We start from the raw sequence: 22,687 nt of genomic DNA, 5'->3' as shown, positions 1-22,687 counted from the left end.
GGCGCACAAGGCCACCACCTGGGCACCGAAAGGCGAAACACCGGTGGTGAAGGTGACCGCCAAGGGCACGGTGCGGGTGTCGGTCGCCGGGCTGTGCTGCTGTCGGCCCGGCGACCGCTCCCGGCTGATCTACCGCACCCTGCTCCACCGTGGCCGTGAAGGCGAACCGAAAGGGTTCCTCGAGCCGGAGCTGATCCGGTTGCTGGACGCCGCTCACCAGCAGCTACGGGCACCGATCGTGCTGATCTGGGACCGCCTCTCGCTGCACAGGATTCCCGCGATCCGCTCGGCGATCGCCGCCCGCACCGCCGGCGAACTCGCCGCCGCGGTGAAGAACCGCCTCAGACGTATGCGACACCGCACCCGTCTGGTCGACGGCTACCTCACCGGAGCAGGTCTGTCTCCACCGTTACCGACCAGACCTTGATCGCAAAAGGTGTCCAGCGGCCGGTCGTCGTTCTTTGGACGGTGGTCGCGTCGCTCAACGACGCCAGGCCGACACGACTGCCACGGCCTGGTCGATGTTGAGGCGCGGGTCGCAGAGGGTGGTGTAGCACAGTGGGTCGAGGAGGTCGTCGAGATGTGACTCGTCCGCCACACATTCAACGACGGTCTCCGGCGTGGCTTCCAGGTGCAGCCCCCCTGCGACCACGTGCTCTGCGGCGGCCACCTCTTGGAAGAGCTCCACTTCGCGCTTGATGCTGGTCAGCAGGCGGGTCTTGCGGCCCAACGGGCCGCGCTGAGTGTTGCCGTGCATCGGATCGCACAGCCAGATGACCGGATGCCCCGCGTCGCGGACAGCGGCCATCAACGGTGGCAGCCACTCCGCGACCCGATCCGCGCCCATCCGGGAGATGAGCGTCAGTCGGCCGGGCGTACGAGCCGGGTCCAGGACCGAACAGAGTTGAGTCAGCTCGGCGGGTGTCATCGTCGGACCGACCTTGCAGGCCACCGGATTCTGGACCCGGGCCAGCAGCTGCACGTGTGCACCGTCCAGCTGGCGGGTGCGGTCCCCGATCCACGGCCAGTGCGTCGAGGACAGCAGCAAGCCTTGCCGGCCACGACGCAGCAACGGCAGCTCATAGTCCAGCACAAGGGCCTCGTGACTCGTCCACACAGGTGCCGCGGCCGGCAGACCCCAGGCGCCGCCGAGTCGGCGCAGGAATTCCGTTCCGGCGTGAGCGGCCCGGTAGCCGGTGAGCAGGCGCGCCGGATCCGGCTGGCGCAGCTGCGGATCGGGCTGCGGATCGTTGACCAAGTGGCCACGGAACACCGGTATCTCGAGCTCTCCGTGCCGCTCCAGGTCGGCGGAGCGGGGCTTGGCGAACTGACCCGCGATCCGACCCACCCGCACCACGGACAGGCCGGTTCGGGCTTGCATCGCCCCGGCCAGCGCGTTGAGCATGCCAGCCTTGCGGCTGAGCACCTCGGGAACGCAATCCGCGGGGTCCTCGGCGCAGTCGCCCGCCTGCAGGATCTGTAGTCCGCCGGCCGCGACCTCGGCGAGGAGCAGCCGCAGATGGCGTACCTCGTCCCAGGTCACCAGGCCGGGTACGTCACTGAGTTCGCTGCTGAGCCGTTCAGCCAGACTGTGGTCCTTCCACCGCGGTTGCTGCTGGGCCGGCAGAGTGCGAAGCCATTGACCCTCGCGCTCCGGATCCGAAGTGAAGTCGGTTTCAACTGACGGTGTGAGGGTGAGAGGCGTAGTCACGAATTTGATCCCCCGAATTGGAAGCTCGTCGCTCCAAAGTTGCGGACATTCCGCCGATGGCCAACCGGCACCTAGCCTGTTCCGGAAGGCTAAGGCGGACAACTACTCAGGCGAGCAGGAGGTCGCACACTAGATCGATTGGAACGGTCATACCGCGCGCTGATCACCCGCTTCGACGGGATCAGCGTGATCGATCCGGCATTTTCAATCGTAGGCGTTTCCAGCCATCTTGCGCTTGAAGTCATCGCTATGTTGGACGTACTCGGCGATCGTTCCGTCCGGACTCATGGCGCGCAAGTTGTGCCCTGAAGGAACCACCTTGATATCGTCGATGATCTTGACCCCGGTCTGGATGAAGTATGCGCGCACGGCGTCCAGGTCATCCACCAAACAGGTCAACTTGGTAGCCTCGAACCGCTCAGTGTCAGCCTTGTCTCCCGCGATCAGGAGAATACTTCCGATCCCTACGATATCGAGCCTAAACTCCTCGTAATGAAATTCGTGGTGCGGACGGTCCACTCCTTGGAGTGCCATGTAGAACTTTTTACATGCTTCGAGTTCCGTCTTTCGAAGGTATATCCTGTAAAAAGATTTGACGATCTTCATGACTACTCCCGACTCAAGCTATTGCTTGTTTCTTGTGTTGTATTTACCGTCCTGACTGAGCACCGATTCAGGGTGGAACTGAACCGGACGTCACGGTGTCGCGCGAACAGGCGGGCGACGGATGCCCCTGGCACGCGGAATCTGCTCACGCTCCAGGAATGGACGCGACCGGGTCACCGCACCGCGGACGAGGCGGTGACTGAACCAACGGCAGTGCCGCGCGGTTGTGGGCCGGCGACCGGCTGCCGTCGAGGGTCATGCCGAGTTGGCGGCCCACGCCCCCAGTGCACGCTCAGTCAGCATCGTCCGCGAATGCACGATCGTCCCCGCCTCGAGCAACGTGTCTGTCAGCGACGGGAGACGCTTCCACGTGCAAGACAACGTGACGATCTTCATCTTTCCCTACCGCCGCTCCGTCAGGAAATGGAACGCCTTACCGTTGATGGTAATGGTCATGTGCATTCCCGATCCTTCTGTGGCCGCTCCCTGCGAGACGATGTATGGCATGTGCCACTGGTACTGCATGAGGGTTCCCTTTGCCGGAAGGAAGTCCGACCCGTCGTACCGCGAGACGTCGCCGTAGTTGTTGACGCCGAATCGACGGGGGTGCGTGCCTATCCACGGAAACACAGCCGCGCCAGCTCGTGCGAAGTCCTCCGGCGTCTCCAACTCCGCGACGGCCTTCTCCGCTTCGACCGCCAGCTCCTTGTAGTAGTCGCGAATCTGATTACCACTGCTCCGATCGACCGCCTCGCGCGGAACGAACAGGAACATGAGATGGTTTCCGAAGGGAAGGCTTGCGCCGTACGAGGCGTTCTTCATCACGAGAAGGTTCTCGCTGGACCTCTTCTGGAACTCCGCCTTGACCATGTCGAGAAATGAACCGATCTTCCCAGCCGGCTCGACGGTCTCTCGAACCGTCCAGGGCATGAGGCGCACCGTTTCGTTCTCATCAACGGACGGCTTCCTCGCGGGGAGGTACTGGTCCAGGTCAGCGGTCTGCAGTTGAAGCTCCGCTATCGCCTCCGCGATGCGGAACCGGTCCTCGCCCGCCTTCATGGTGCTCATCAACGCCTGGTGGAAGCGGAAGCACCTGTAGCCGTCCTGTATCGACATGGGGAAGGCTGTAAAAATCCCCTGGATGTTGGGGTCCGACTTGTACGTGACGGACATCAACAGGAAGCCGTCGTAGTAATTGGGGTACTCGTCGAGCACGATCGCCTGAAAGGATTCGACCGGGAATTCTTCCGGACTTTCGAACTCCCGCTCGATCAAATGACACTTCGAAAAGAGCGGGTTCTCGTCGAAGAAGTGACCGACTGCGTCTCGAAAGTCGTCGAGCGAAAAAGGCTGCTCGACGCTGTACGTTGAAAGCGCCGGGTAGAACTGCGCCACATTAAGGGGGCGCGGGAAAGCCATCAGGTTGAGACGGATCATTTTGTCGGCCATCGACAAAGGCATGCCTGATCACTCCGATAGACAGGTGCGAGAAGTGCTGGAAGACGTTTCGGTCCGGGGTCCGGCGAAGTCGCGAAAAATGTCCGAGTCGGTGGCGCCGCTGAACGCCATTCCCGGCCGACCGGCGGGAAGCTGTACTGATGTCGGTTCAATCAGCAGCTCGTCCGCGGTGCGGTCACCCGGCCGCGTCCTCCCCCGGAGCGTGAGCAGATTCCGCGCGCCAGGTGCACCCGTCGCCCGCCTGTTCGCACGACACCGTAACGTCCGGTTCCACGTAGCGGGTGGCGATGGCGGTGTGGAGTTTCTGGCAGTACCCGCACGGTGACTTGAACGTCAGGACGACGCCGGCGCGGGCAGCCTTTTTGCGGTACCGGAGGATCCCGCAGTCGGCGTTACGCAGCACGGTGCCCGAGGGCTGAGGCTCGGTGGACACTGCCGAGTCGTACAGCAAGAGCTGACGTTGCATCCGGGTCATGAAGTGATCGGTAGCCGATACCCCGTCGGGCCGTTGCGCTCGCAGCAGGTCCGCGGTGATGCGGGAGTTCGCCTCGATCCATCCGGCCAGGCCTTCTTCGCCGTGCTCTCCCAGGACGAACTCTTCCGCGGCCGCCTGGGCCTCGAAGTACCGCTGGCGCCACAGGTCGACCTTCTCCGCCGGGTCGAGCGAAGTCAATTCACTGGTCATGGTCCGCGTCCTTCCCGGTGGCGTTGTCCAACTCGGCGAAGACCTCCTGGGCGACGCGCAGTCCGTTGTTGGCGACCGGCCAGCCGCCGTAGTAGGCGAGCTGAATGATCACTTCGACGATCTTCTCCCGCGACATCCCGAGGTTCAGGGAGGCACCGATGTGGCCCCGCAACTCCCAATCGGTCCGAGCCAGCGCGACCGCGGTCAGTGCGACCAGTTCGCGCTCCTCGAGGCTCAGGTGCGGGCGGGCCCAGATCTCACCGAACAAATGTTCGACGGTGATCTGCAGGAACTCCGGGTAGTTACCCGGGCGCGGTTCGCGGCCGAAGACCTCCTTGAAGACGGCTTCACCCCGCTCGCGCCGGGCAGACGGCTCATTCATCGGTCAACTCCTCCATATTGGGGCGCCAGGGCCGGCCGCTGTCCTCGGCCCATCACAGGACGATGCTGATCTTGCCGTGCTCGTACAACGTCTCGTGGTCGAGCACCACGACCCGCCTCCGGATCCGGAACGACTCGCCCTCGGGGACGAGTTCGAACCGATACTTTCCGACGTAAGCGTCGGAGCGCCCGTGCCCGAAGCGGTATGCGACGACATTCGCCGCCACCTCGAGGTAGCTGCCCTGATCAGCCAGGATCTCCACGTTGCTGATCACGCGATTCGTTCGCGACCGAGGGTCCTCGCACCACACCTCACCATTGAGGATTTGCTCGATCCGCTGGCGAAGCCGGGCAGCATCGTCGTCGATGAGCCCGAGCGCGCCGACCGACTGGTCTCGGACGTCGGTAGCCGGCACCACGTAGCGGATGTCGTCGGTCAGCATCTCGTCGTACCACTCGATCAGGCGCCACTCGTCGAGCAGCCGAGCCTCACGGAACAGGAACTGGCTGACCCGGTGCCACAGCCTCACCTGGGCTGCCTCGTCGACTATCACTTCGCTGGTCATCGCTTCTCCGCCCCCTGCAGCTCGGCCTGTTGAGCGACCTCGAAGTGACCGTCGTCGCCGTGCATCATCCGGTCCCACTGCCGCCAGAATTCGCGGGCAGGAAGCTCGTCGGTCGTCTCGGGGATCTCCTTGTCCATACCGCGCGACAGATCCGAGTAGCGCACCGTGCGGTTGAGATAACCCCGCTGGCACGACTCGACGATCTCGATGTCGTCGGGAGTGGCGAAGCCGGCGGGACCGAGGAATGTCAGGTAGTGGCTCTTGCGGAGTTCCCGGATCTCCGGATCTTCGTCCTTGGGGGCCAGCGCAACCGAGGTGATGGACATCCGGTCGGTGCCGACCGGGTCGATCTTGCGAATCGTGAGCGCAATCGCGTCGATGATCATCAAGTTGGGGAAGATCATCAGCGCGCGATTCATGCCGGTCATCCGTTGGGCGCGTTCGGCGCCGAACTTGTCGACGAAACGTGCGGCGGTCGCCTCCATTCGAGGCCGGAGCTCGGGATCGAACATCGGCGTCCAATGGGCGAGCGGGCGGGCTGCGGCCGGCGGCAGCTCGTTGGCTCCATGACCCAGGCCGAGGGCGCGGCTGAAGCCACCTCGTCGTCGTGGTGGCACCGACCCGAGCGACTGCATGTAGCTGACGTAACGCTTGTGCAGTGCTCGGAAATGGTAGATGTCGACGCTGTTCTCCATCATGAGCTTCCAGTTGGCCTGAGCCCCGTGGAGTTGCGCGCCTTGGATCACCTCCATCCCGGTCTCGGACTGGTCGGCGACCAGATCGATGTACTCCGTGGCTCCCGCCAGGTACTCGGTCAGGGTGCGCGGCTGCTCCGGATCGAAGGTGACGAAGACGAAACCGCGGTAACTGTCACTACGGTGCTTCGCCAGGCCGAAGTCCGCCTTCCGGAAGCCCGGCCCGTACCCGTCCGGAATCGGAACCCCGGTCAGGTCGCCCTTATTGGAGAACGTCCAGTCGTGATAAGGGCACCGGAACGATTTGACCTGCCCGGCCGGCTGCGAGCAGAGCAGAGCCCCGCGGTGAGTGCAGCTGTTGGCGAACACCCGGATCGCCCCGTCGGACCCGTGCGACATGATCACCGGGCGCCCGCCGACGTCGCGTGCCACGTAGGAGCCCGGCTCGGGCACCTCCGATTCGTGCCCGACGTACAACCAGCAGCGATCGAAGATCCTGGCCATCTCCCGTGCGGCCAGGTCGTCGTCGGTGTAGGCGCGGCGATCCACCCGGAACGAGAGGCGCTCCAAATCATCGACGACTATCGGGTCGTCCACCGGCCGCTGTAGTTCGGTCGTCACTGCTCTCTCTTTCGCTGTAGTTTCTGGAACGGTTCTGACGACCACCTCGGCCGTGTGTGCGGCAGCACCCCATGCGACCGTCGCGCGAGTGGAGCCCGAGGCGAGGGCCGTAATGCCAGCAGCACAAATTCGTCATTGAGCGCGGCTTTTTGGTTCACCTTCGGTTCACCGTTGGACTGATCCATGGAACCTCCCCCGAGGCCGCCTGAGCGCCTACCGTAGGAGTTCCTGCGACCCGATCTACCGGTCTGGCAGCTAGATGACACCCCATAGGCACGCGCACGGCATCCACAGACACGGTCGTGCTCGACTCCATGGCGGCCGCGCCCAGGCCGGCCACCGCGGACAGCAAGGCCGCACCGACTAGCGCAGTGGCCGCTCAGGTGGCGGCCGGGAGCAAAGGGACGAGGAGGAATACCTTGAACAGGCAATCGCTGGCTAAGGGTTGTCCCGTGAGGTGCCGGCCGGCGCGGTGGTCTCTGCCAAGATCGTGTGAGGCAAGATCTACTCTTCAAATGTTGAGTTGAGGGCGGGCAAGGAGACCCGGCCCGGTGAGTTCCAGCAGCGAGGCACCCGATCCCGAGGTGCCGGCGAAGGCCAGGTCACGAACGTACTCGGCCGCCGTCAGGTGCGCCCTCGCCCTCGGATGGCGGCCCAGTGGCGTACGGCGTAACCAAGGGCTACCTCGATAGGCTTCAACGTGGCGCACAGCGACGGCACCGCCGCCGATATCGCTATCGCCATCACGCCGCCGACCGCGCAGTTGGTCGCCACCGAACTGCGACCGCCGCCACCGCCGCTCGCGACACCGCGAATGCCGCCGTCAGTGACGCCACCGCCGCCGCCGCCGAGCGCGCCGCGGACCGTGCCGAGCAGGCTGCAGAACGGTTTTCGCAGGTCAGCGTAGGGGCGATGCCGCCGGCGTGCCGGTCGAGCAGCTCGACTCGCCGCCCTGGTTGCCGCCGTCGACACCGCCCTGTGCCCTGGCGGCGGCTTTTCGAAGCGGCCACCTTGCTCTACCGCTGCGGAGTTGACGCCCCATAGGGGTAACCCGCCTGGGCCACCCGCCTCACTCGTTATGGGTGCCTCCGCTGCTGGAGGACTTCGCGACGGGGGCGGGCGGGTACGCACGCCCACGGAAACGATCACGCACCGTCCGAGCGAACAGGAGAGTGATCATGACAGACATCAACCCGGTTGGGATGGATGGATCGACGATGTCGCTGGACGACATCAACAACGCGACTGAGGTCATGAAGTCGGTTCAGACCGCTGCCCAGGAAAAGGCCGACAACGGGGGAGGCGACACATTCACCCTGGAGGACCTGAACAACATCCTCAAGGACGCTCCGCGTGTTGGCCCCGCCGGCTCCATGCTGGGCCCAGGGGGCAACGGTGATGGCGTGAGTGTCGGGAGTGTCGGCAGCGCGGCGTCGACGAAGCCTTCGTCTGTCCATCAGGATTGGCTGACAGCGACCAAGAACGCTCCCACCGAGGCGAAGATCGGCGGCATCTTCAGCGGCGTCGGGAAGGTCTTCACGGCGATCGGGAACGCCTTTGTGGGCGCCGCGAAATCGAAGTCGCAGATGATGTAGCAGCGCACCAGGCGACCTACAGCGCCCTGCCCAGCGGGCTGCCGATCCGCCATACCGGCCGGCACCCACAGCAGCATCGTGTGCAACGTCGCGCCGTTCATCGACGACGAGTGCCATACGAGTGGGTCGAGACGTGCAGGTGCGTCGAGCAGGGGCCTGCAAGGACGTCCAGCGCCTTGGCGCTGAGTTCGGCCTCAAGCGCACCCGCGGTAGCGAGGTTCGGGTGCTACTTCACAAACCTGAGCGCCCGCCATACATCCCCCCGTCATGGCGGGCGCTCCGCCATACCCGGCGGGAGGTGATCGCCCATGCAGCGCCGCCCGGTCACCGCCCGTCTCTACGCGCGCGCTGCGGCGAACCTCGACCGCGTCGAGGCTTCCGGCGGGTACGTGCGCGTCGAGCTGCTGCCCGACGGCCGTACCCGCCAGCTCACCACCGACGACCCGCCCGCCCAGGACGAGTGCCACCACTCCCAAGCGATCGGCTCGTATCTGACCAGCGCGGCGCGGCTCGCCGACATCGACACCGGCAACTCCGCCGGCGAAGTGCGTTCCATGCTCGGCGACTTGGCCCGCGGACTGCGCGAGGCGTTCGGCGACGACGAGGCCCAGGAGGGCACCGGCGGGAGTGAGCGCGTGCTCGACACCCTGTCCCTGTCCCTGTCCCTGTCCCTGTCCCACAAGCAGGTTCGCAGCATCGTTCAGGCGTCGGCCCGCATCAATATTTGGCATGGCGCCGTACGGTCCGGCAAGACGATCGCCTCGCTGCTCGCGTGGCTGCTCGCGGTCGCCGAGGCCCCGCCGTCCGGGCTCATCACCGTGTTAGGTCGCTCGCTCCAGACGATCGAGCGCAACGTGTTCGAGCCGCTGCGAGACCCCTCCCTCTTCGGGCCCGTAGCGGCGCAGGTACGGCATACCCGCGGCGCGACAACCGCGACCGTGCTCGGCCGTACGGTCCACCTGATCGGCAGCCGATGCCCGCGCCGAGGGCCGGCTGCGCGGACTGACCGCCTCGCTCGCCTACGTCGACGAGCTGACCCTGCTACCGGAAGCGTTCTCACGCCGGCAAGGCGGCCCAAGGCGCTGGTGTGGGACGAGCACATCGTCGAGGAATGGCTGCGCACTGGCGAGAAGCCCTCGCCCGTCATGGTCTGGACTGGCGAACAGGCCGGCGAGTTCCTCGACTTCCTCGCGGAGAAGGGCGAGCGTCTGTATGCGCTCTTCCACCTGATCACCTTCCGCGGGCTGCGCCGCGGTGAGGCGTGCGGGCAGCGTTGGGTCGATCTCCACCCCAAGCGACGGACACTGACCGTCGCTAAGCAGCTCGTGCAGGACGGTTGGGAGGTCGTCGAGTCTGCCCCCAAGACGAACAGCGGCGAGCGCGTGATCACCCTCGACGAGTACACCGAGGAGGTTCTCGGCGAGCACCGGACCAAGCAGAACGCCGAGCGCGCCAAGTGGGGCGAGGCGTGGCAGGACACCGGGCGCATGTTCACTCACGAAGACGGTTCCTGGATTCACCCCGGCTGGCTGTCCGCCCACTTCGAGCGGCTCGTCGAGGAAAGCGGGCTGCCGCCGATCCGGCTGCATGATCTGCGGCACGTCGCCGCCTCGCTCATGCTTGCCGCCAACGTCGACGAGAAGATCGTGTCCGAGACGCTCGGCCACAGTGATACGCGGATCACGCGGGACACCTATCAGTCCGTCATGCCGAAGGTCGCCACAGCAGCCGCCGAAGCGACCGCCGCCATGGTCCCCCGAGGCGCCGCCCGACAGGCGCCGTCGGAACCCCCGGAGCCCCCCGCCCCGGCCGATGGGCACGCAATGGGCACGCACGAGGGCGCGAAGATCATCGCGTTCCGCCCCGCAGGGTCAGCGCAAAAGAAAAACCCCAGGTCACGGCGAGTGAGTCCTGGGGTTAATCCGAGCCGCCTTCGGGATTCGAACCCGAGACCTACGCATTACGAGTGCGTTGCTCTGGCCAACTGAGCTAAGGCGGCGTGGTGCGCGGCCCAGTCTACACATCGCAGAGGGGTGGTCTGTAACCCGTTTACGGGCTGGTCAGGGGAGGGCGGCGGTGGGTGTGAGGTGGGTCACTTGCAGCGCTTGTTCTTGGATGGGGTGGTGCCGTCGAGGAGGTAGGTGTTGATCGCGGCGTCGATGCAGTCGCTGCCGCGGCCGTAGGCGGTGTGGCCGTCGCCCTCGTAGGTCAGGAGGGCGCCGGTGGCGAGCTGGCCGGCGAGGGCCTTGGCCCAGGCGTAGGGGGTGGCCGGGTCGCGGGTGGTGCCGACGACGACGATCGGGGAGGCGCCCTTGGCCTCGATGCGGTGGGCCTTGCCGGCGGACTTGACCGGCCAGTACGCGCAGTTCAGAGCGGCCCAGGCGAAGTTGTCACCGAAGACCGGGGAGGCCTTGCGGAAGCTGGGCAGGGCGGCGCGTACCTTGTCGGGGCTGGTGAAGGCGGGCGCGAGGTCGAGGCAGTTGACGGCGGGGTTGGCGTACATCTGATTGGCGTAGCTGCCGTTGGGGTCGCGCTCGTAGTAGCTGTCGGAGAGGGTGAGCAGCCCGCGGCCGTTGCCGGCCTTGGCCTGGGCGAGGTAGTCGCGCAGCATCGGCCAGGCGTGCTGGTCGTACATCGCGGCGATGACGCCCGTGGTGGCGAGGGATTCGGTGAGCTTGCGCTCCTCGCCCGTCTCCGCGGGATGGGCGTCCAGCTTCTTGAAGAGGGCGGAGAGCTGCCGGCCGGCGTCCTCGGTGCTCTTGTCGCCCAGCGGGCAGCCCTGCTTCTTGATGCAGTCCGCGGCGAACGCCGTGAAGGCGGTGTTGAAGCCGGCGGTCTGGTCGATGTTGATCGTGCGGGCGTCGAGGTCCGGGTTCATGGCGCCGTCGAGGACCATACGGCCGGCGCGGGTGGGGAACAGGCCGGCGTAGGTCGCGCCGAGGAAGGTGCCGTAGGAGGCACCCACATACGTCACCTTCTTGTCGCCCAGGACGGCGCGCAGCACGTCCATGTCGCGGGCCGCTTCGATCGTGGAGACGTGCGACAGCACCTTGCCGGAGCGGGACTCGCAGCCCTTGGCGAAGTTGCGGTAGGCGGTGGTGAGCTTGTCGACCTCGGCCGGGGAGTCCGGGGTCGGGTCGGTCTGGGTGTAGCGGTCCATCTCCTTGTTGGACAGGCACTCGATCGGCTCGCTACGGGCCACACCGCGCGGGTCCATCGCCACCATGTCGTACCGCGCGCGGACCGGCGCGGGCTGCGGCGCGTACTGCTGGAGGTAGTCGATCGCCGAACCGCCGGGGCCACCCGGATTGACCATGAGGGAGCCCAGCCGACTGCCGGGGCCGGTGGCCTTCTTGCGGGCCACCGCGAGCTTGAGGTCCGTGGCCGCGCTGGGCCTGGCGTAGTCCAGGGGCGCCTTCATCGTCGCGCACTCGAAGCCCGCGACTCCGCAGGCGTGCCAGTTCAGCTTCTGGTCGTAGTACGGGCGGAGCTTGGCCGGGATGGCGGTCGGGAGCGGCTGGAGGGAGCTGTCAGCGGGGCGCGGAGCGCCGGCCTCCGTCGTACGGCCCGAGGACGCGTCGGCGTCGGGGGACGAACGCTCCGAGGAGCAGCCGGAGATCAGCAGAGCAGAGGCCGCGAGGAAGGCGGCGGAGGTGCGGAGCAGGCGGCTGGTGGACATGGGCGGTCCCTTGGTCTCGGTCCCCTGGATCTGGAGCCTGGAGTGCGGGGAGCGGGTGTGGGTGGGGGTGTCGCTGTGGGGCGTGGAACGCGGTGTGGTCCTTGGGGGGTGGGAAGTGGGGGTGGGATGTGTGGGAGGGGGATGGGTGGGGGTGAGGGGGGTGGGTGGGGTCGGAGTCCGGACGGAGCGTGTTCGGATGGGGACCTTGTGTGTTCGACCTTTCGAAGGGGGTGGTGGGGTTGGAGGGGGGTGGGATGGGGGTTGAGGTTCGGTTGGTGTTGGCGGTGGTGGTGGTCCGGGGCGGGCGTTTCCGGGCCGGTGTCAGCCGGCGCGGAGGGCGGCCGTCATTGCCTCTACCGCCAGGAGGGGGGCCACGTTGCGGTCCAGGGCGTCGCGGCAGGCGATCACGGCTTCTATGCGGCGGAGGGTGCGTTCGGGGGTCGAGGTGGTCGCGATGCGCTGGACGCTGTCGCGCACCTCGTCGTTGGCGAGGGGGACCGAGGCGCCCATCTGGAGGGCGAGGACGTCGCGGTAGAAGCCGGTGAGGTCGACCAGGGCCAGGTCGAGGCTGTCGCGCTGGGTGCGGGTCGCGCGGCGCTTCTGCTTGTCCTGGAGCTCCTTCATGACGCCGGCCGTGCCCCGGGGCAGCCGGCCGCCTGTGCCGGCGGCGGCACCGAGGGCCGCGCGCAGCTCCTCGGTCTCCTTCGTGTCGACCTCCTCGGCGACCTGCTTGGCGTCCTCCCCCGCGGCGTCGATCAGCTCCTGGGCTGCCTTGAGGCAGCCGCCGATGTCGTCGACGCGGAGGGGGAGTTTGAGCACCGCCGCGCGGCGGGCGCGGGCGCGCTCGTCGGTCGCGAGGCGGCGGGCCCGGGCGATGTGGCCCTGGGTGGCGCGGGCGGCTCGGCCGGCGGCCTCCGGGTCGATACCGTCGCGCCGTACGAGGACGTCGGCGACCGCGCCGACCGGCGGCGTACGCAGGCTGAGGTGGCGGCAGCGGGAGCGGATGGTGGGGAGCACGTCCTCGATGGAGGGGGCGCAAAGGAGCCAGACCGTACGGGGAGCCGGCTCCTCCACGGCCTTGAGGAGGACGTTGCCGGCGCCTTCGGTGAGGCGGTCGGCGTCCTCCAGGACGATCACCTGCCAGCGGCCGCCGGCCGGGGAGAGCGAGGACCGGCGGACCAGGTCGCGGGTCTCCTTGACGCCGATGGACAGCAGGTCCGTACGGACGATCTCGACGTCGGCATGGGTGCCGACCAGTGCCGTGTGGCAGCCGTCGCAGAAGCCGCAGCCCGGCGCGCCGCCGAGCGCGCGGTCCGGGCTGACGCACTGCAGGGCGGCGGCGAAGGCGCGGGCCGCGGTGGAGCGGCCGGAACCGGGCGGGCCCGTGAACAGCCAGGCGTGTGTCATCTGGGAGGCGCCGCCGCGGTCGGCCGACGGCTGCGGCGGCTCACCGGGCCCGGCCTGCTGCGCGGCGCGCTCAGCCGTGACGACGGCGTCCGCATCGCGCGCGGCGGCGGCCAGCTGCGCCGTCACCCGGTCCTGGCCGACCACGTCGTCCCATACCGCCATCGCGCCTGCCGTTCCTTTCCGTTCCGTGCTGCTCGTGACTCGCTCGACCCATTGTGGTGCAACCCACTGACAAACGAATCCGGAAGCCGTTTCCAGTGGCCGGTCGGCGCCGCCCGTCCGGAGACGGAAAACGGCCGTGGCCGCAGCATGTCCGCTGCGGCCACGGCCGGTGGTGCGGGCCCCGTCGTTCGGCCGTGCCGCGCCTAGCGGCGCCGTCCCCGACCGCCCCGGTCTCCGTCGTCGCCCGTGCCGCCGTCCGCGTCGTCGCCCTGGTGCGGACCGAGCAACTCGTCGGCGAGCGTCGGCAGATCGTCCAGCGGGGTCTCCTCCGCCCATTCGGGTCGGGGGCGGCTGCGCTGCGCGGGCTGTGCCGGCTGACCCGTCGACGGGTCGATCTGCGGGAGCTCACGGGTGCGCTCCACGCGCGACTCGGCGGCGGAGGGGCCGCCGTCTTCCTCGTTCGGGACCTCCTTGCGGAACATCCACGGCGGCACCCGGTCGGCGGGGTCACCGTCCCGTACGCCATCGGAGTGGGCGTCCGGCCGTACGGGTGGCAGCACGGTGGTCTGCTCGGCGTCGGAGGCGTGGCTCCCGCGCGCGTCCCGCTCCTCGCGGACCGGGGGCAGCACGGTGGTCTGCTCCGCGTCGGAGCCGTGGCTCTCCCGCGCGTCCCGCTCCTCGCGCACCTGGGGCAGCACGGCGGTCTCGTCGGCCACACCGGAAGCCTCGCCGCCCCGGGGCGCCTCGGGCCACGTCACCGACTCCGTCCGCTCCTCGTCCGGTCCGGATCCGGAGGAGTCCGCCGAGCCGTCCTCGCCCAGCCGCTTGCGCAGATCCGCCACGGGCGTCTCCGCGGTGGGCGCCTCGGCCTCGTCGCGGGCCTTGGCCTCCGCCGCGGCCGCCGCCTCGGCCGCCTCCACCCGCGCCTGCTCGGCGCGCAGCAGGGCCTCCTCGGCCTTGCGCTGCTTCTCCAGGCGGCGCTCCTCGGCCTCCTGGCGCAGCCGTGCCTGCTCCTCGTGCTGCTTGCGCAGCCGCTCCTGTTCGGCGTGGCGGGCCCGCTCCTCGGCCTCGCGGCGCTGCCGCTCCTCCTCCGCCGCCTGGCGAGCCTCCTCGGCACGCTGCCGGGCCTCGGCCGCCTGCCGGGCGGCCTCCAGCGCCTTGGCCTGCTCGGCCTCCTGGCGCTTGCGCTCCTCTTCCTCGGCGCGCAGCTTGGCGAGCTGCTCCTGGCGCTCACGCTCCAGGCGCGCCTCCTCCGCCTTGCGCGCGGCCTCTTCCTCGGCCCTGCGGCGGGCCTCCTCCTCGGCCGCCTTACGGGCCTCGGCCTGCGCCTGGACCTCGGCCTCGGACAGCGGGAGGACCTGGTCGAGGCGGTGCCGTACGACGGTGGTGACGGCCTCGGGCTCCTGCCCGGCGTCGACGACCAGATAGCGCGCGGGGTCGGCGGCGGCCAGGGCCAGGAAGCCGGCCCGTACCCGCTGGTGGAAGGCGGCGGGCTCGGACTCCAGCCGGTCCGGTGCCTCGGTGAACCGCTCGCGGGCGGTCTCGGGGGAGATGTCGAGCAGCACGGTCAGGTGCGGGACCAGGCCGTCCGTCGCCCAGCGGGAGATCCGGGCGATCTCCGTGGGCGCGAGGTTGCGCCCGGCGCCCTGGTAGGCGACCGAGGAGTCGATGTACCGGTCGGTGATGACGACCGCGCCGCGCTCCAGGGCCGGCCGGATGACGCTGTCGACGTGCTCGGCCCGGTCGGCGGCGAACATCAGCGCCTCCGCACGGTCCGAGAGTCCGGACGTCGAGACGTCCAGGATGATCGAGCGCAGTCGCTTGCCGATGGCGGTGGCGCCCGGTTCACGGGTCACCACGACCTCGTGGCCCTTGGCGCGGATCCACTCGGCGAGCGCCTCGACCTGGGTGGACTTGCCGGCGCCGTCGCCGCCCTCCAGGGCGATGAAGAAGCCGGTGGCGGCGGGCGTCTGCGTCGGGTCGCCGCCGCGCAGCGCCTCGCGCAGATCGCGTCGCAGCGATACGCCCTCGCGGTCGTCGAGCTTGCTCAGGACCAGGGCGGCGACCGGCAGCAGCAGCGCGCCGACCAGCATCAGCGTGTAGGCGGCGCCCCCGTAGGAGAAGTCGAAGGTGCCGTTGCCCAGGTGGTGCGGGCCGATGACGGCCGCGAGCAGGGGCGAGACGATGGCGGCCAGCGCGATCGCGAGCCGTACGACGGCGTGCAGATGCTCGGTCGTACGGGCGGTGCGGAACTCCTCGGACTCCTGGTCCAGGAGTGTGTGCCCCGTATTGGCGGCGATACCGGCGCCGACACCGGCGAGCAGCGCGAGCCCCACGACCGTCGTCACGTCCGGGACCAGGCCCATGGCCAGCAGCGCCAGGCCGGTGGCGGCGACCGCCAGGGCGAGCAGCCGGCGCCGGGAGAGCGCGGGCAGCACCCGGCGGGCGCCGCGGATGCCGACGGCCGTACCGCCGGTCAGCGCGAGCACCAGGAGCGCGAAGGTGGCCGGTCCGCCCGACAGGTCGTAGGCGTGGAGTACGGCGAGTGAGACGGCCGCGGCGATCCCGGCGGCGACCGCCGCGCAGGCCAGCACCAGCAGCGGGACGGCTCCCGTACGGCCCTTGTCTCCGCCCGGCCGGGCGCCCTCGGCCTTGTCACCGGTGGCCTTGGGGCGGCGCAACCCCTCCAGGGGGGACCGCGGCCGCGGCGTCTGCGTACCGGGAAGCTCGATGAAGTAGAGGATCGACACGGAGGCGGCGAACAGCCCGGCGGCCACATAGGAACCGAGCGCGACCTGGTGGAGGTGGAACCAGTCGATGCCGGTGCCCAGGAGCTTACTGATCAGCGTGACGACCACCAGGGCGGCGGCCGCGATCGGCAGCGAGACGAACGTGGTGCGCAGCGAGAGCCGGCGCAGGGCGTCCATGTTGTCCGGCAGCGGCCTCACCGCGGCGCCCTCCGGGGGCGGGGCGGGCAGCAGTCCGGGGGCCGCGCTCTCCCGGCAGACGGTCCAGAAGCGCTCGGCGACGCCGGTGACGAAGACCGTGACCAGCAGCCAGGCCAGCGCGTCGGCCGGCGTCCAGTCGATCCACAGCGGGGCGATGACCAGCAGCGCGAGCCGCACCACATCCGCGCCGATCATCGTCCAGCGCCGGTCCAGCGGCCCGGAGGGCGCCGTGAGCGCCGAGAGCGGCCCCAGCAGGACGGCCCCGAAGAGCAGCATCGCCAGCATCCGGGCCGCGAAGACCGTGGTGACCGCCAGGGCGACGCCCCGATAGCCGTCACCGAAGACGGCCTCGCCTCCCACCGGTACGTACAGCGCCGCCTGAAGGGAGAGCACTATCAGGACAAGCATGGACAGGGCATCGCCGATGCCCCCGACGAATTGGGCGCTCCACAATCGCTTCAGAGGGGGGAACCGCAGCAGGGCTCGCACCGCGCGCTCGCGGGAATCCGCCGCCAGGGCGCCTGAAGTGGGGGTCACGACCGTTGGCTGCTCGGTACGCGTCATCTCGCCAGCCTATCCGGACGGTCCGCGCCGCCGGGCGCCTGCCCGAACAAACGGGCGGGCTCGACGGAACACGTCCGTCTTGCCCGCCCTTGTCCTGCGCCGAAGCCCTGCGGCACGGTCTCAGTCGTCGGCCGACGCCGCCGTCTTCTTGGCCGCCGCGGTCTTCGCGGTCGCCTTCTTGGCGGTCGTCTTCTTCGCCGTGGTCGTCTTCTTGGCCGCGGTCTTCTTCGCGGCGGTCTTCTTGGCGGTCGTCTTCTTGGCCGTGGTCTTCTTCGCCGTGGTCGTCTTCTTGGCCGCGGTCTTCTTCGCCGGCCCCTTGGCGCGCTTCTCCGCCAGCAGCTCGTAGCCGCGCTCGGCGGTGATCGTCTCGACGTCGTCGTCCCGCCGCAGCGTCGCGTTGGTCTCGCCGTCGGTGACGTACGCGCCGAAGCGGCCGTCCTTGACCACCACCGGCTTGCCGCTGACCGGGTCCGTGCCCAGCTCCTTCAGCGGCGGCTTCGCGGCGGCCCGCCCGCGCTGCTTGGGCTGGGCGTAGATCGCCAGCGCCTCGTCGAGGGTGATGGTGAAGAGCTGCTCCTCGTTCTCCAGGGAGCGCGAGTCGGTGCCCTTCTTGAGGTACGGGCCGTAGCGGCCGTTCTGCGCGGTGATCTCCACGCCCTCGGCGTCCGCGCCGACGACCCGCGGCAGCGACATCAGCTTGAGCGCGTCCTCAAGGGTCACCGTGTCCAGGGACATCGACTTGAAGAGCGAGGCGGTGCGCGGCTTGACCGCGTTCTTCCCGGTCTTCGGGGTGCCCTCGGGCAGGACCTCGGTGACGTACGGGCCGTAGCGGCCGTCCTTGGCGACGATCTCGTGGCCGCTGACCGGGTCGGTGCCCAGCGCGAAGTCGCCGCTGGGCTTGGCCAGCAGCTCCTCCGCGTACTCCACGGTCAGCTCGTCGGGCGCGAGGTCGTCGGGGACGTCGGCCCGCTGGTGGCCCTCGGAGTCCTTCTCGCCGCGCTCGATGTACGGGCCGTAGCGGCCGACCCGCAGCTTGATGTCGTCGCTGACCGGGAACGAGGAGATCTCCCGGGCGTCGATCGCGCCCAGGTCCTCGACCAGCTCCTTCAGCCCGCCGAGGTGGTCGCCGTCGCCGTTGCCGGCGTCCGAGGCGGCCCCTTCGGCCTCGCCCTCGCCGAAGTAGAAGCGCCGCAGCCACGGCACGGCCTGTGCCTCACCACGGGCGATGCGGTCGAGGTCGTCCTCCATCTTGGCGGTGAAGTCGTAGTCGACCAGGCGGCCGAAGTGCTTCTCCAGGAGGTTGACCACCGCGAAGGAGAGGAACGACGGGACGAGCGCGGTGCCCTTCTTGAAGACGTAGCCGCGGTCCAGGATCGTGCCGATGATCGACGCATACGTCGACGGGCGGCCGATCTCGCGCTCTTCCAGCTCCTTGACCAGCGTGGCCTCGGTGTAGCGGGCCGGCGGCTTGGTGGCGTGGCCGTCGGCGGTGATCTCCCGCGCGGCCAGCGCGTCGCCCTCGGCGACCTGCGGCAGCCGGCGCTCGCGGTCGTCCAGCTCGGCGTTGGGGTCGTCGGCGCCCTCCACGTAGGCCTTGAGGAAGCCGTGGAAGGTGATCGTCTTGCCGGACGCGGAGAACTCGGCGTCGCGGCCGTCGGCGGCCCTGCCACCGATCTTGACCGTGACGGAGTTACCGGTGGCGTCCTTCATCTGCGAGGCGACGGTGCGCTTCCAGATCAGCTCGTAGAGCCGGAACTGGTCGCCGGTCAGGCCGGTCTCGGCCGGGGTGCGGAAGCGGTCGCCGGAGGGGCGGATCGCCTCGTGCGCCTCCTGGGCGTTCTTGACCTTGCCGGCGTACGTGCGCGGCTTGTCCGGCAGGTAGTTCGCGCCGTACAGATGCGTCACCTGCGCCCGGGCCGCGCCGACCGCGGTGTCCGAGAGCGTGGTGGAGTCCGTACGCATATAGGTGATGAAGCCGTTCTCGTACAGCTTCTGGGCCACCTGCATGGTCGCCTTGGCGCCGAAGCCGAGCTTGCGGCTGGCCTCCTGCTGGAGGGTCGTCGTACGGAACGGGGCGTACGGCGAGCGGCGGTAGGGCTTGGACTCGACCGAGCGCACCGCGAAGTCGGCGTTCTCCAGGGCGACGGCGAGCGCGCGGGCGTTCGCCTCGTCCAGATGGAGCACGTCGTTCTTGAGCTGCCCGTTGGGACCGAAGTCGCGGCCCTGCGCGACCCGGCGGCCGTCGACGGTGTTCAACCGGGCGGTCAGGGTCGACGGGTCGCTCGCGTCGCCGGCCCGGCCGGTGGAGAAGGTGCCGGTCAGGTCCCAGTACTCCGCGGAGCGGAAGGCGATGCGCTCGCGCTCCCGCTCGACGACCAACCGGGTCGCGACGGACTGCACACGGCCGGCCGACAGCCGGGGCATGACCTTCTTCCACAGGACCGGCGAGACCTCGTAGCCGTAGAGGCGGTCGAGGATCCGCCGGGTCTCCTGGGCGTCGACCAGCTTCTGGTTGAGGTCGCGCGGGTTGGCGACGGCCTCGCGGATCGCATCCTTGGTGATCTCGTGGAAGACCATCCGGTGGACCGGGACCTTGGGCTTGAGGATCTCCTGCAGATGCCAGGCGATGGCCTCGCCCTCGCGGTCCTCATCTGTGGCGAGGTAGAGCTCGTCGGACTCGGCCAGCAGCTCCTTGAGCTTCTTGACCTGGTCCTTCTTGTCGCTGTTGACCACATAGATCGGCTGGAAGTCGGCATCGACGTTCACACCGAGGCGGGCCCAGGGCTCGCCCTTGTACTTCGCCGGGACCTCCGCCGCGCCGTTGGGCAGGTCGCGGATGTGCCCCACGCTCGCCTCGACCACATAGCCGGGGCCGAGGTAGCCCTTGATCGTCTTCGCCTTGGCGGGCGACTCGACGATGACAAGTCGGCGGCCGCCGCCCTCTGTGGCTTCGTTGGTCGGGGACAACTTCGCTCTTCTCTCCGGTCGACGCTGAGATTGCTCCCCGGCCGGTCGCCGGGGCGCACTGCGGTGACGCTTGACGCTGCGGAGTGTGACGGTACCTCCCGCCCCCGTGTCAAACGGAAAAACCCCGCAACGCCACTCGAACGGTAACCCGACTACATGGCTTCATGCCGCCCGGACCGCATCAGCCGCTCTTTACGGCCCCCGGAGCGGGTCGTATGGATCATGGCGGGTCCGCGGTGGTTCCCGGCGTCCTCCCCGGTCGTCGTCCACACCCCGCTACCGCCGGGCCGCCGATGGTCTCGCAGAGTGACGGACCGCATGCGGGGCACGGGTGGCCGGTGTCCCCGCCGGCGCGCCGGCGGCAGCGGCGACGGTCACAAGGCGGCGCCAGATCCCGTCATCGCCTTGGTACGGCATGTGAGCGGGCTGGCAGGATGGTCGCAGGATGAACACACGGTACGGCTCAGCGCTCGAGCCGAGCACCGCCGTGGTCACACAGACACTCGGGGGGACATCACCCATGGCGAACCAGTACCCCGGACCGCCACCGGAGCAGCCCGGCCAGCCCGGCCAGAATCCGTACGCCACACCTGCCGGGGGCCAGCCCGCCGACTCCGGATACGGCTATCCGCAGGGCGGCCGCCCCGGGGAGCCCGGATACGGCTATCCGCCGGCCGGCTCGCAGCCGCCCCCGCCCGGTTTCCCGCCGAGCGCTCCGCCGCCGCCGGCGCCCGGCGCGTTCCAGGGCGCGCCCCAGGCCGGCGGGATGTCGCTGTCGCTCGGCGATATCGCGGTGAGCGGCGACACGATCATGACGCCGGCCGGGCCGATGCCCCTCAAGGGCGCCATCTGGACGGCGACGGACATGTCGAGGACCGAGGAGAAGATCCCGGCGCACGCGGTCGTCCTCGCCATCGTCTTCTTCCTCTTCTGCCTGCTCGGCCTGCTGTTCCTGCTGATGAAGGAGCGGGTGACGACCGGGTTCGTACAGATCGCGGTGAACAGCGGGGGCCGGCACCACTCCACGATGGTCCCGGTGCAGTCGCGCGAGCAGGTGATGTTCGTCCTCAACCAGGTCAACTACGCCAGGTCGCTGAGCGTGTGACCCCCCTGGTACCCGCCCAGCCGCCCACCGGGGCGTCGATCCGGAGCCGCACCCTGCGCCGGGCGTCGATCGCGCTCGGCGTGGGCGGGGCGGCCGCCGTCTACCTCTGGCACACCGATCCGCACCAGCCCGGACAGGCGCTGCTCGCCTGCCCGTTCAAGTGGTGCACCGGATTGCTGTGCCCGGCGTGCGGCGGGACGCGGATGGCGTACGACCTGATGCACGGTGATGTCGTGGCGGCGTTCCACGACAACGCCGTGCTGCTCATCCTGGGCGTGCCGGCCGTGGCGTACGTCGCCGGGCGCTGGCTGGTCGCGGGGCTCCGCGGGCGGGCCTACCCGATCCGGCTGACGGCCCGGAGCAACGCCGTGGTGTTCGGCATCGCCGCGGTGTGGATGGTCGCCCGCAACCTGGTGGGGTAGGGCGTGTCCGGCGGACGGCCGGGGCGTGCCGCGCGGCACGCCCCGGCCGTCCGCCGGATGTGACCGGATGTGAGTGGACGGTCGTCGACGTCAGCGGACGGTGACCGCGACCACCGGCGAGACGGTGTTGCCCGCGGCTATGCGGAGCTGGTTGGCGCCCTTGATGCCGAGCTTGACCCGTACCGAGTACGCACCGCTCTTGTTGACCGGGGCCTTCGCGGGCAGCGACACCCACTTCTTGCCCTGCTTCTGCTGGACGGTGACGTTGGTGCCGGCCTTGATGCCCTTGGCGACGCCGGAGATCCGGAACTCCTGCCAGGCCTTGACCGAGTTCACGCTGGCCTTGGCCGTCAGCGAGGCGGCGGCCGGAGCGGCGGCCGCGGCCGGCTTGGCGGTGTGGACGTCCTGCGGCGCGGCGAAGGCGGCGGCCGAGCCGCCGGCGAGCAGGGAGGCGGCGATGACGCCGACGGTGGCGTAGCGCAGTGCACGGTTCATGGGAGTTCCTCACAGACGGTGTACAGGCCGTTGGCGGCCTTCACCGAGGAACATGGCCAGGTGCCTGCCGGCGTTCCACGTAACGGCACATATCGGCCACCTGTCGGCCGGCTGTTACAGAACTGTCCGGAAGCACACGGAGCGGCCTATCGGGGTGGCTTACGGGGGTGGCCGGGGTGCCTTGTCGGGGTGACTCATCGGGGTGGCCTGCCGGCGTGACGGCGCGGCGGGCGGCCGTGGGACGACGCGACCCCTGTCGTGCGTGGCAGGCCGGGGCGGACGGCGCGGACGGCTACAGCGTGGCCAGCAGCCAGCCTCCCGTGGCCAGGAACGCCACCCCGGCCAGCAGCGCCGTCAGCGCGGCGAGCGGCCGGCTGACGCCCTCGGCGACCGGATGCCCGGTCCGTACGCAGACGCCCGTCCACACCAGCAGTCCGGCGCCGAACAGCGCGAATGCCGCGCCGGCGAACACCTCGGGTCCACTCTCCATGCGGGCAGCGTGACACCCCAGGACGGCATCCGGGCGAACGCCGGATGAACGACTTCCGCTCCTCCCGTACGGACCCGCTCCCCGGGCCCCTGTACCGGCCCCTCCCCCTGGTTTCTCCCCTGGCCGCCGC

17 protein-coding genes, 1 tRNA gene and 1 pseudogene are annotated in these 22,687 nt (G+C 69.2%); 5 read left to right on the top strand and 14 right to left on the bottom strand.

Annotation, left to right across the window (positions count from 1 at the left end; all coding sequences use genetic code 11):
- The first annotated feature begins 43 nt into the window (after positions 1-43).
- Positions 44-427: a hypothetical protein gene (locus WAB15_RS23070; protein WP_407287410.1), complete on the top strand. Its 384-nt coding sequence runs from the start codon at positions 44-46 to the stop codon at positions 425-427.
- 54 nt (positions 428-481) lie between these two features.
- Here WAB15_RS23070 and WAB15_RS23065 read toward each other — a convergent pair whose 3' ends face one another.
- From WAB15_RS23065 to WAB15_RS23035, 7 genes are all read right to left on the bottom strand, one after another.
- Positions 482-1,711 carry a 3-deoxy-7-phosphoheptulonate synthase gene (locus WAB15_RS23065; RefSeq protein ID WP_407287409.1) on the bottom strand — a complete coding sequence of 410 codons (1,230 nt, stop codon included), beginning with the start codon at positions 1,709-1,711 and terminating at the stop codon, positions 482-484.
- A gap of 204 nt (positions 1,712-1,915) precedes the next feature.
- Positions 1,916-2,317, bottom strand: coding sequence for a VOC family protein (locus WAB15_RS23060; protein WP_399149401.1), 402 nt, complete (start codon positions 2,315-2,317; stop codon positions 1,916-1,918).
- Positions 2,318-2,719: 402 nt separating this feature from the next.
- On the bottom strand, positions 2,720-3,766 hold the full coding sequence (locus WAB15_RS23055; protein ID WP_407287408.1) for a hypothetical protein: 1,047 nt from the start codon (positions 3,764-3,766) through the stop codon (positions 2,720-2,722).
- Between the two features lie 184 nt (positions 3,767-3,950).
- Positions 3,951-4,460, bottom strand: a complete 510-nt coding sequence (locus WAB15_RS23050; protein WP_407287407.1) for a hypothetical protein — start codon at positions 4,458-4,460, stop codon at positions 3,951-3,953.
- Positions 4,450-4,842 carry a carboxymuconolactone decarboxylase family protein gene (locus tag WAB15_RS23045; protein ID WP_399149398.1) on the bottom strand — a complete coding sequence of 131 codons (393 nt, stop codon included), beginning with the start codon at positions 4,840-4,842 and terminating at the stop codon, positions 4,450-4,452. Before WAB15_RS23045 ends, WAB15_RS23050 begins: the two co-directional genes overlap by 11 nt.
- A gap of 52 nt (positions 4,843-4,894) precedes the next feature.
- A complete protein-coding gene (locus tag WAB15_RS23040) occupies positions 4,895-5,407 on the bottom strand; it encodes an aromatic-ring-hydroxylating dioxygenase subunit beta (RefSeq protein ID WP_407287406.1) in 513 nt (170 codons plus the stop codon).
- Positions 5,404-6,723, bottom strand: a complete 1,320-nt coding sequence (locus tag WAB15_RS23035; RefSeq protein WP_407287405.1) for an aromatic ring-hydroxylating oxygenase subunit alpha — start codon at positions 6,721-6,723, stop codon at positions 5,404-5,406. The genes WAB15_RS23040 and WAB15_RS23035 overlap by 4 nt, the downstream gene beginning before the upstream one ends.
- Positions 6,724-7,901: 1,178 nt before the next feature.
- Here WAB15_RS23035 and WAB15_RS23030 point away from each other — a divergent pair.
- Both WAB15_RS23030 and WAB15_RS23025 read left to right on the top strand, forming a co-directional pair.
- Entirely contained in the window at positions 7,902-8,318 is a 417-nt protein-coding gene (locus tag WAB15_RS23030; protein WP_399149394.1) for a hypothetical protein, read from the top strand.
- A 308-nt stretch (positions 8,319-8,626) separates the two neighbouring features.
- Positions 8,627-9,961 (top strand): annotated as a pseudogene (locus WAB15_RS23025) (tyrosine-type recombinase/integrase); the annotation flags it as partial.
- Between the two features lie 282 nt (positions 9,962-10,243).
- Here the strand turns inward: WAB15_RS23025 and WAB15_RS23020 are convergent.
- The 5 genes from WAB15_RS23020 to topA all read right to left on the bottom strand — a co-directional run bounded on the left by WAB15_RS23020 (position 10,244) and on the right by topA (position 20,045).
- A tRNA-Thr gene (locus WAB15_RS23020) sits at positions 10,244-10,317 on the bottom strand.
- 93 nt (positions 10,318-10,410) lie between these two features.
- Positions 10,411-11,997: an alpha/beta hydrolase gene (locus WAB15_RS23015; protein ID WP_399149366.1), complete on the bottom strand. Its 1,587-nt coding sequence runs from the start codon at positions 11,995-11,997 to the stop codon at positions 10,411-10,413.
- A gap of 321 nt (positions 11,998-12,318) precedes the next feature.
- Complete coding sequence (locus tag WAB15_RS23010) at positions 12,319-13,566, bottom strand: DNA polymerase III subunit delta' (protein WP_407287404.1); 1,248 nt, start codon at positions 13,564-13,566, stop codon at positions 12,319-12,321.
- 203 nt (positions 13,567-13,769) lie between these two features.
- Positions 13,770-17,078: a dTMP kinase gene (gene tmk, locus WAB15_RS23005; RefSeq protein WP_399149364.1), complete on the bottom strand. Its 3,309-nt coding sequence runs from the start codon at positions 17,076-17,078 to the stop codon at positions 13,770-13,772.
- A gap of 120 nt (positions 17,079-17,198) precedes the next feature.
- On the bottom strand, positions 17,199-20,045 hold the full coding sequence (topA, locus tag WAB15_RS23000; protein WP_407287403.1) for a type I DNA topoisomerase: 2,847 nt from the start codon (positions 20,043-20,045) through the stop codon (positions 17,199-17,201).
- A gap of 520 nt (positions 20,046-20,565) precedes the next feature.
- Between topA and WAB15_RS22995 the strand changes: the two genes are divergently transcribed.
- Together WAB15_RS22995 and WAB15_RS22990 are read left to right on the top strand one after the other, a co-directional pair.
- Positions 20,566-21,150, top strand: coding sequence for a hypothetical protein (locus WAB15_RS22995; protein WP_407287402.1), 585 nt, complete (start codon positions 20,566-20,568; stop codon positions 21,148-21,150).
- The gene (locus tag WAB15_RS22990; RefSeq protein WP_407287401.1) at positions 21,147-21,572 is read left to right on the top strand and encodes a DUF2752 domain-containing protein; all 426 of its coding nucleotides are present in this window, start codon (positions 21,147-21,149) and stop codon (positions 21,570-21,572) included. The genes WAB15_RS22995 and WAB15_RS22990 overlap by 4 nt, the downstream gene beginning before the upstream one ends.
- 90 nt (positions 21,573-21,662) lie before the next feature.
- On the opposite strand, the gene WAB15_RS22985 is transcribed toward WAB15_RS22990, so the two are convergent.
- The gene (locus WAB15_RS22985; protein WP_407287400.1) at positions 21,663-22,067 is read right to left on the bottom strand and encodes a hypothetical protein; all 405 of its coding nucleotides are present in this window, start codon (positions 22,065-22,067) and stop codon (positions 21,663-21,665) included.
- 292 nt (positions 22,068-22,359) lie between these two features.
- Entirely contained in the window at positions 22,360-22,557 is a 198-nt protein-coding gene (locus tag WAB15_RS22980) for a hypothetical protein (RefSeq protein ID WP_399149359.1), read from the bottom strand.
- Positions 22,558-22,687: the final 130 nt, after the last annotated feature.

It is taken from the genome of Streptomyces sirii, assembly GCF_045690365.1.
GTDB classification, from domain to species: domain Bacteria; phylum Actinomycetota; class Actinomycetes; order Streptomycetales; family Streptomycetaceae; genus Streptomyces; species Streptomyces sirii.
Note: the sequence above shows the minus strand (reverse complement) of the source record. Positions and strands in the feature narration are given on the sequence as shown.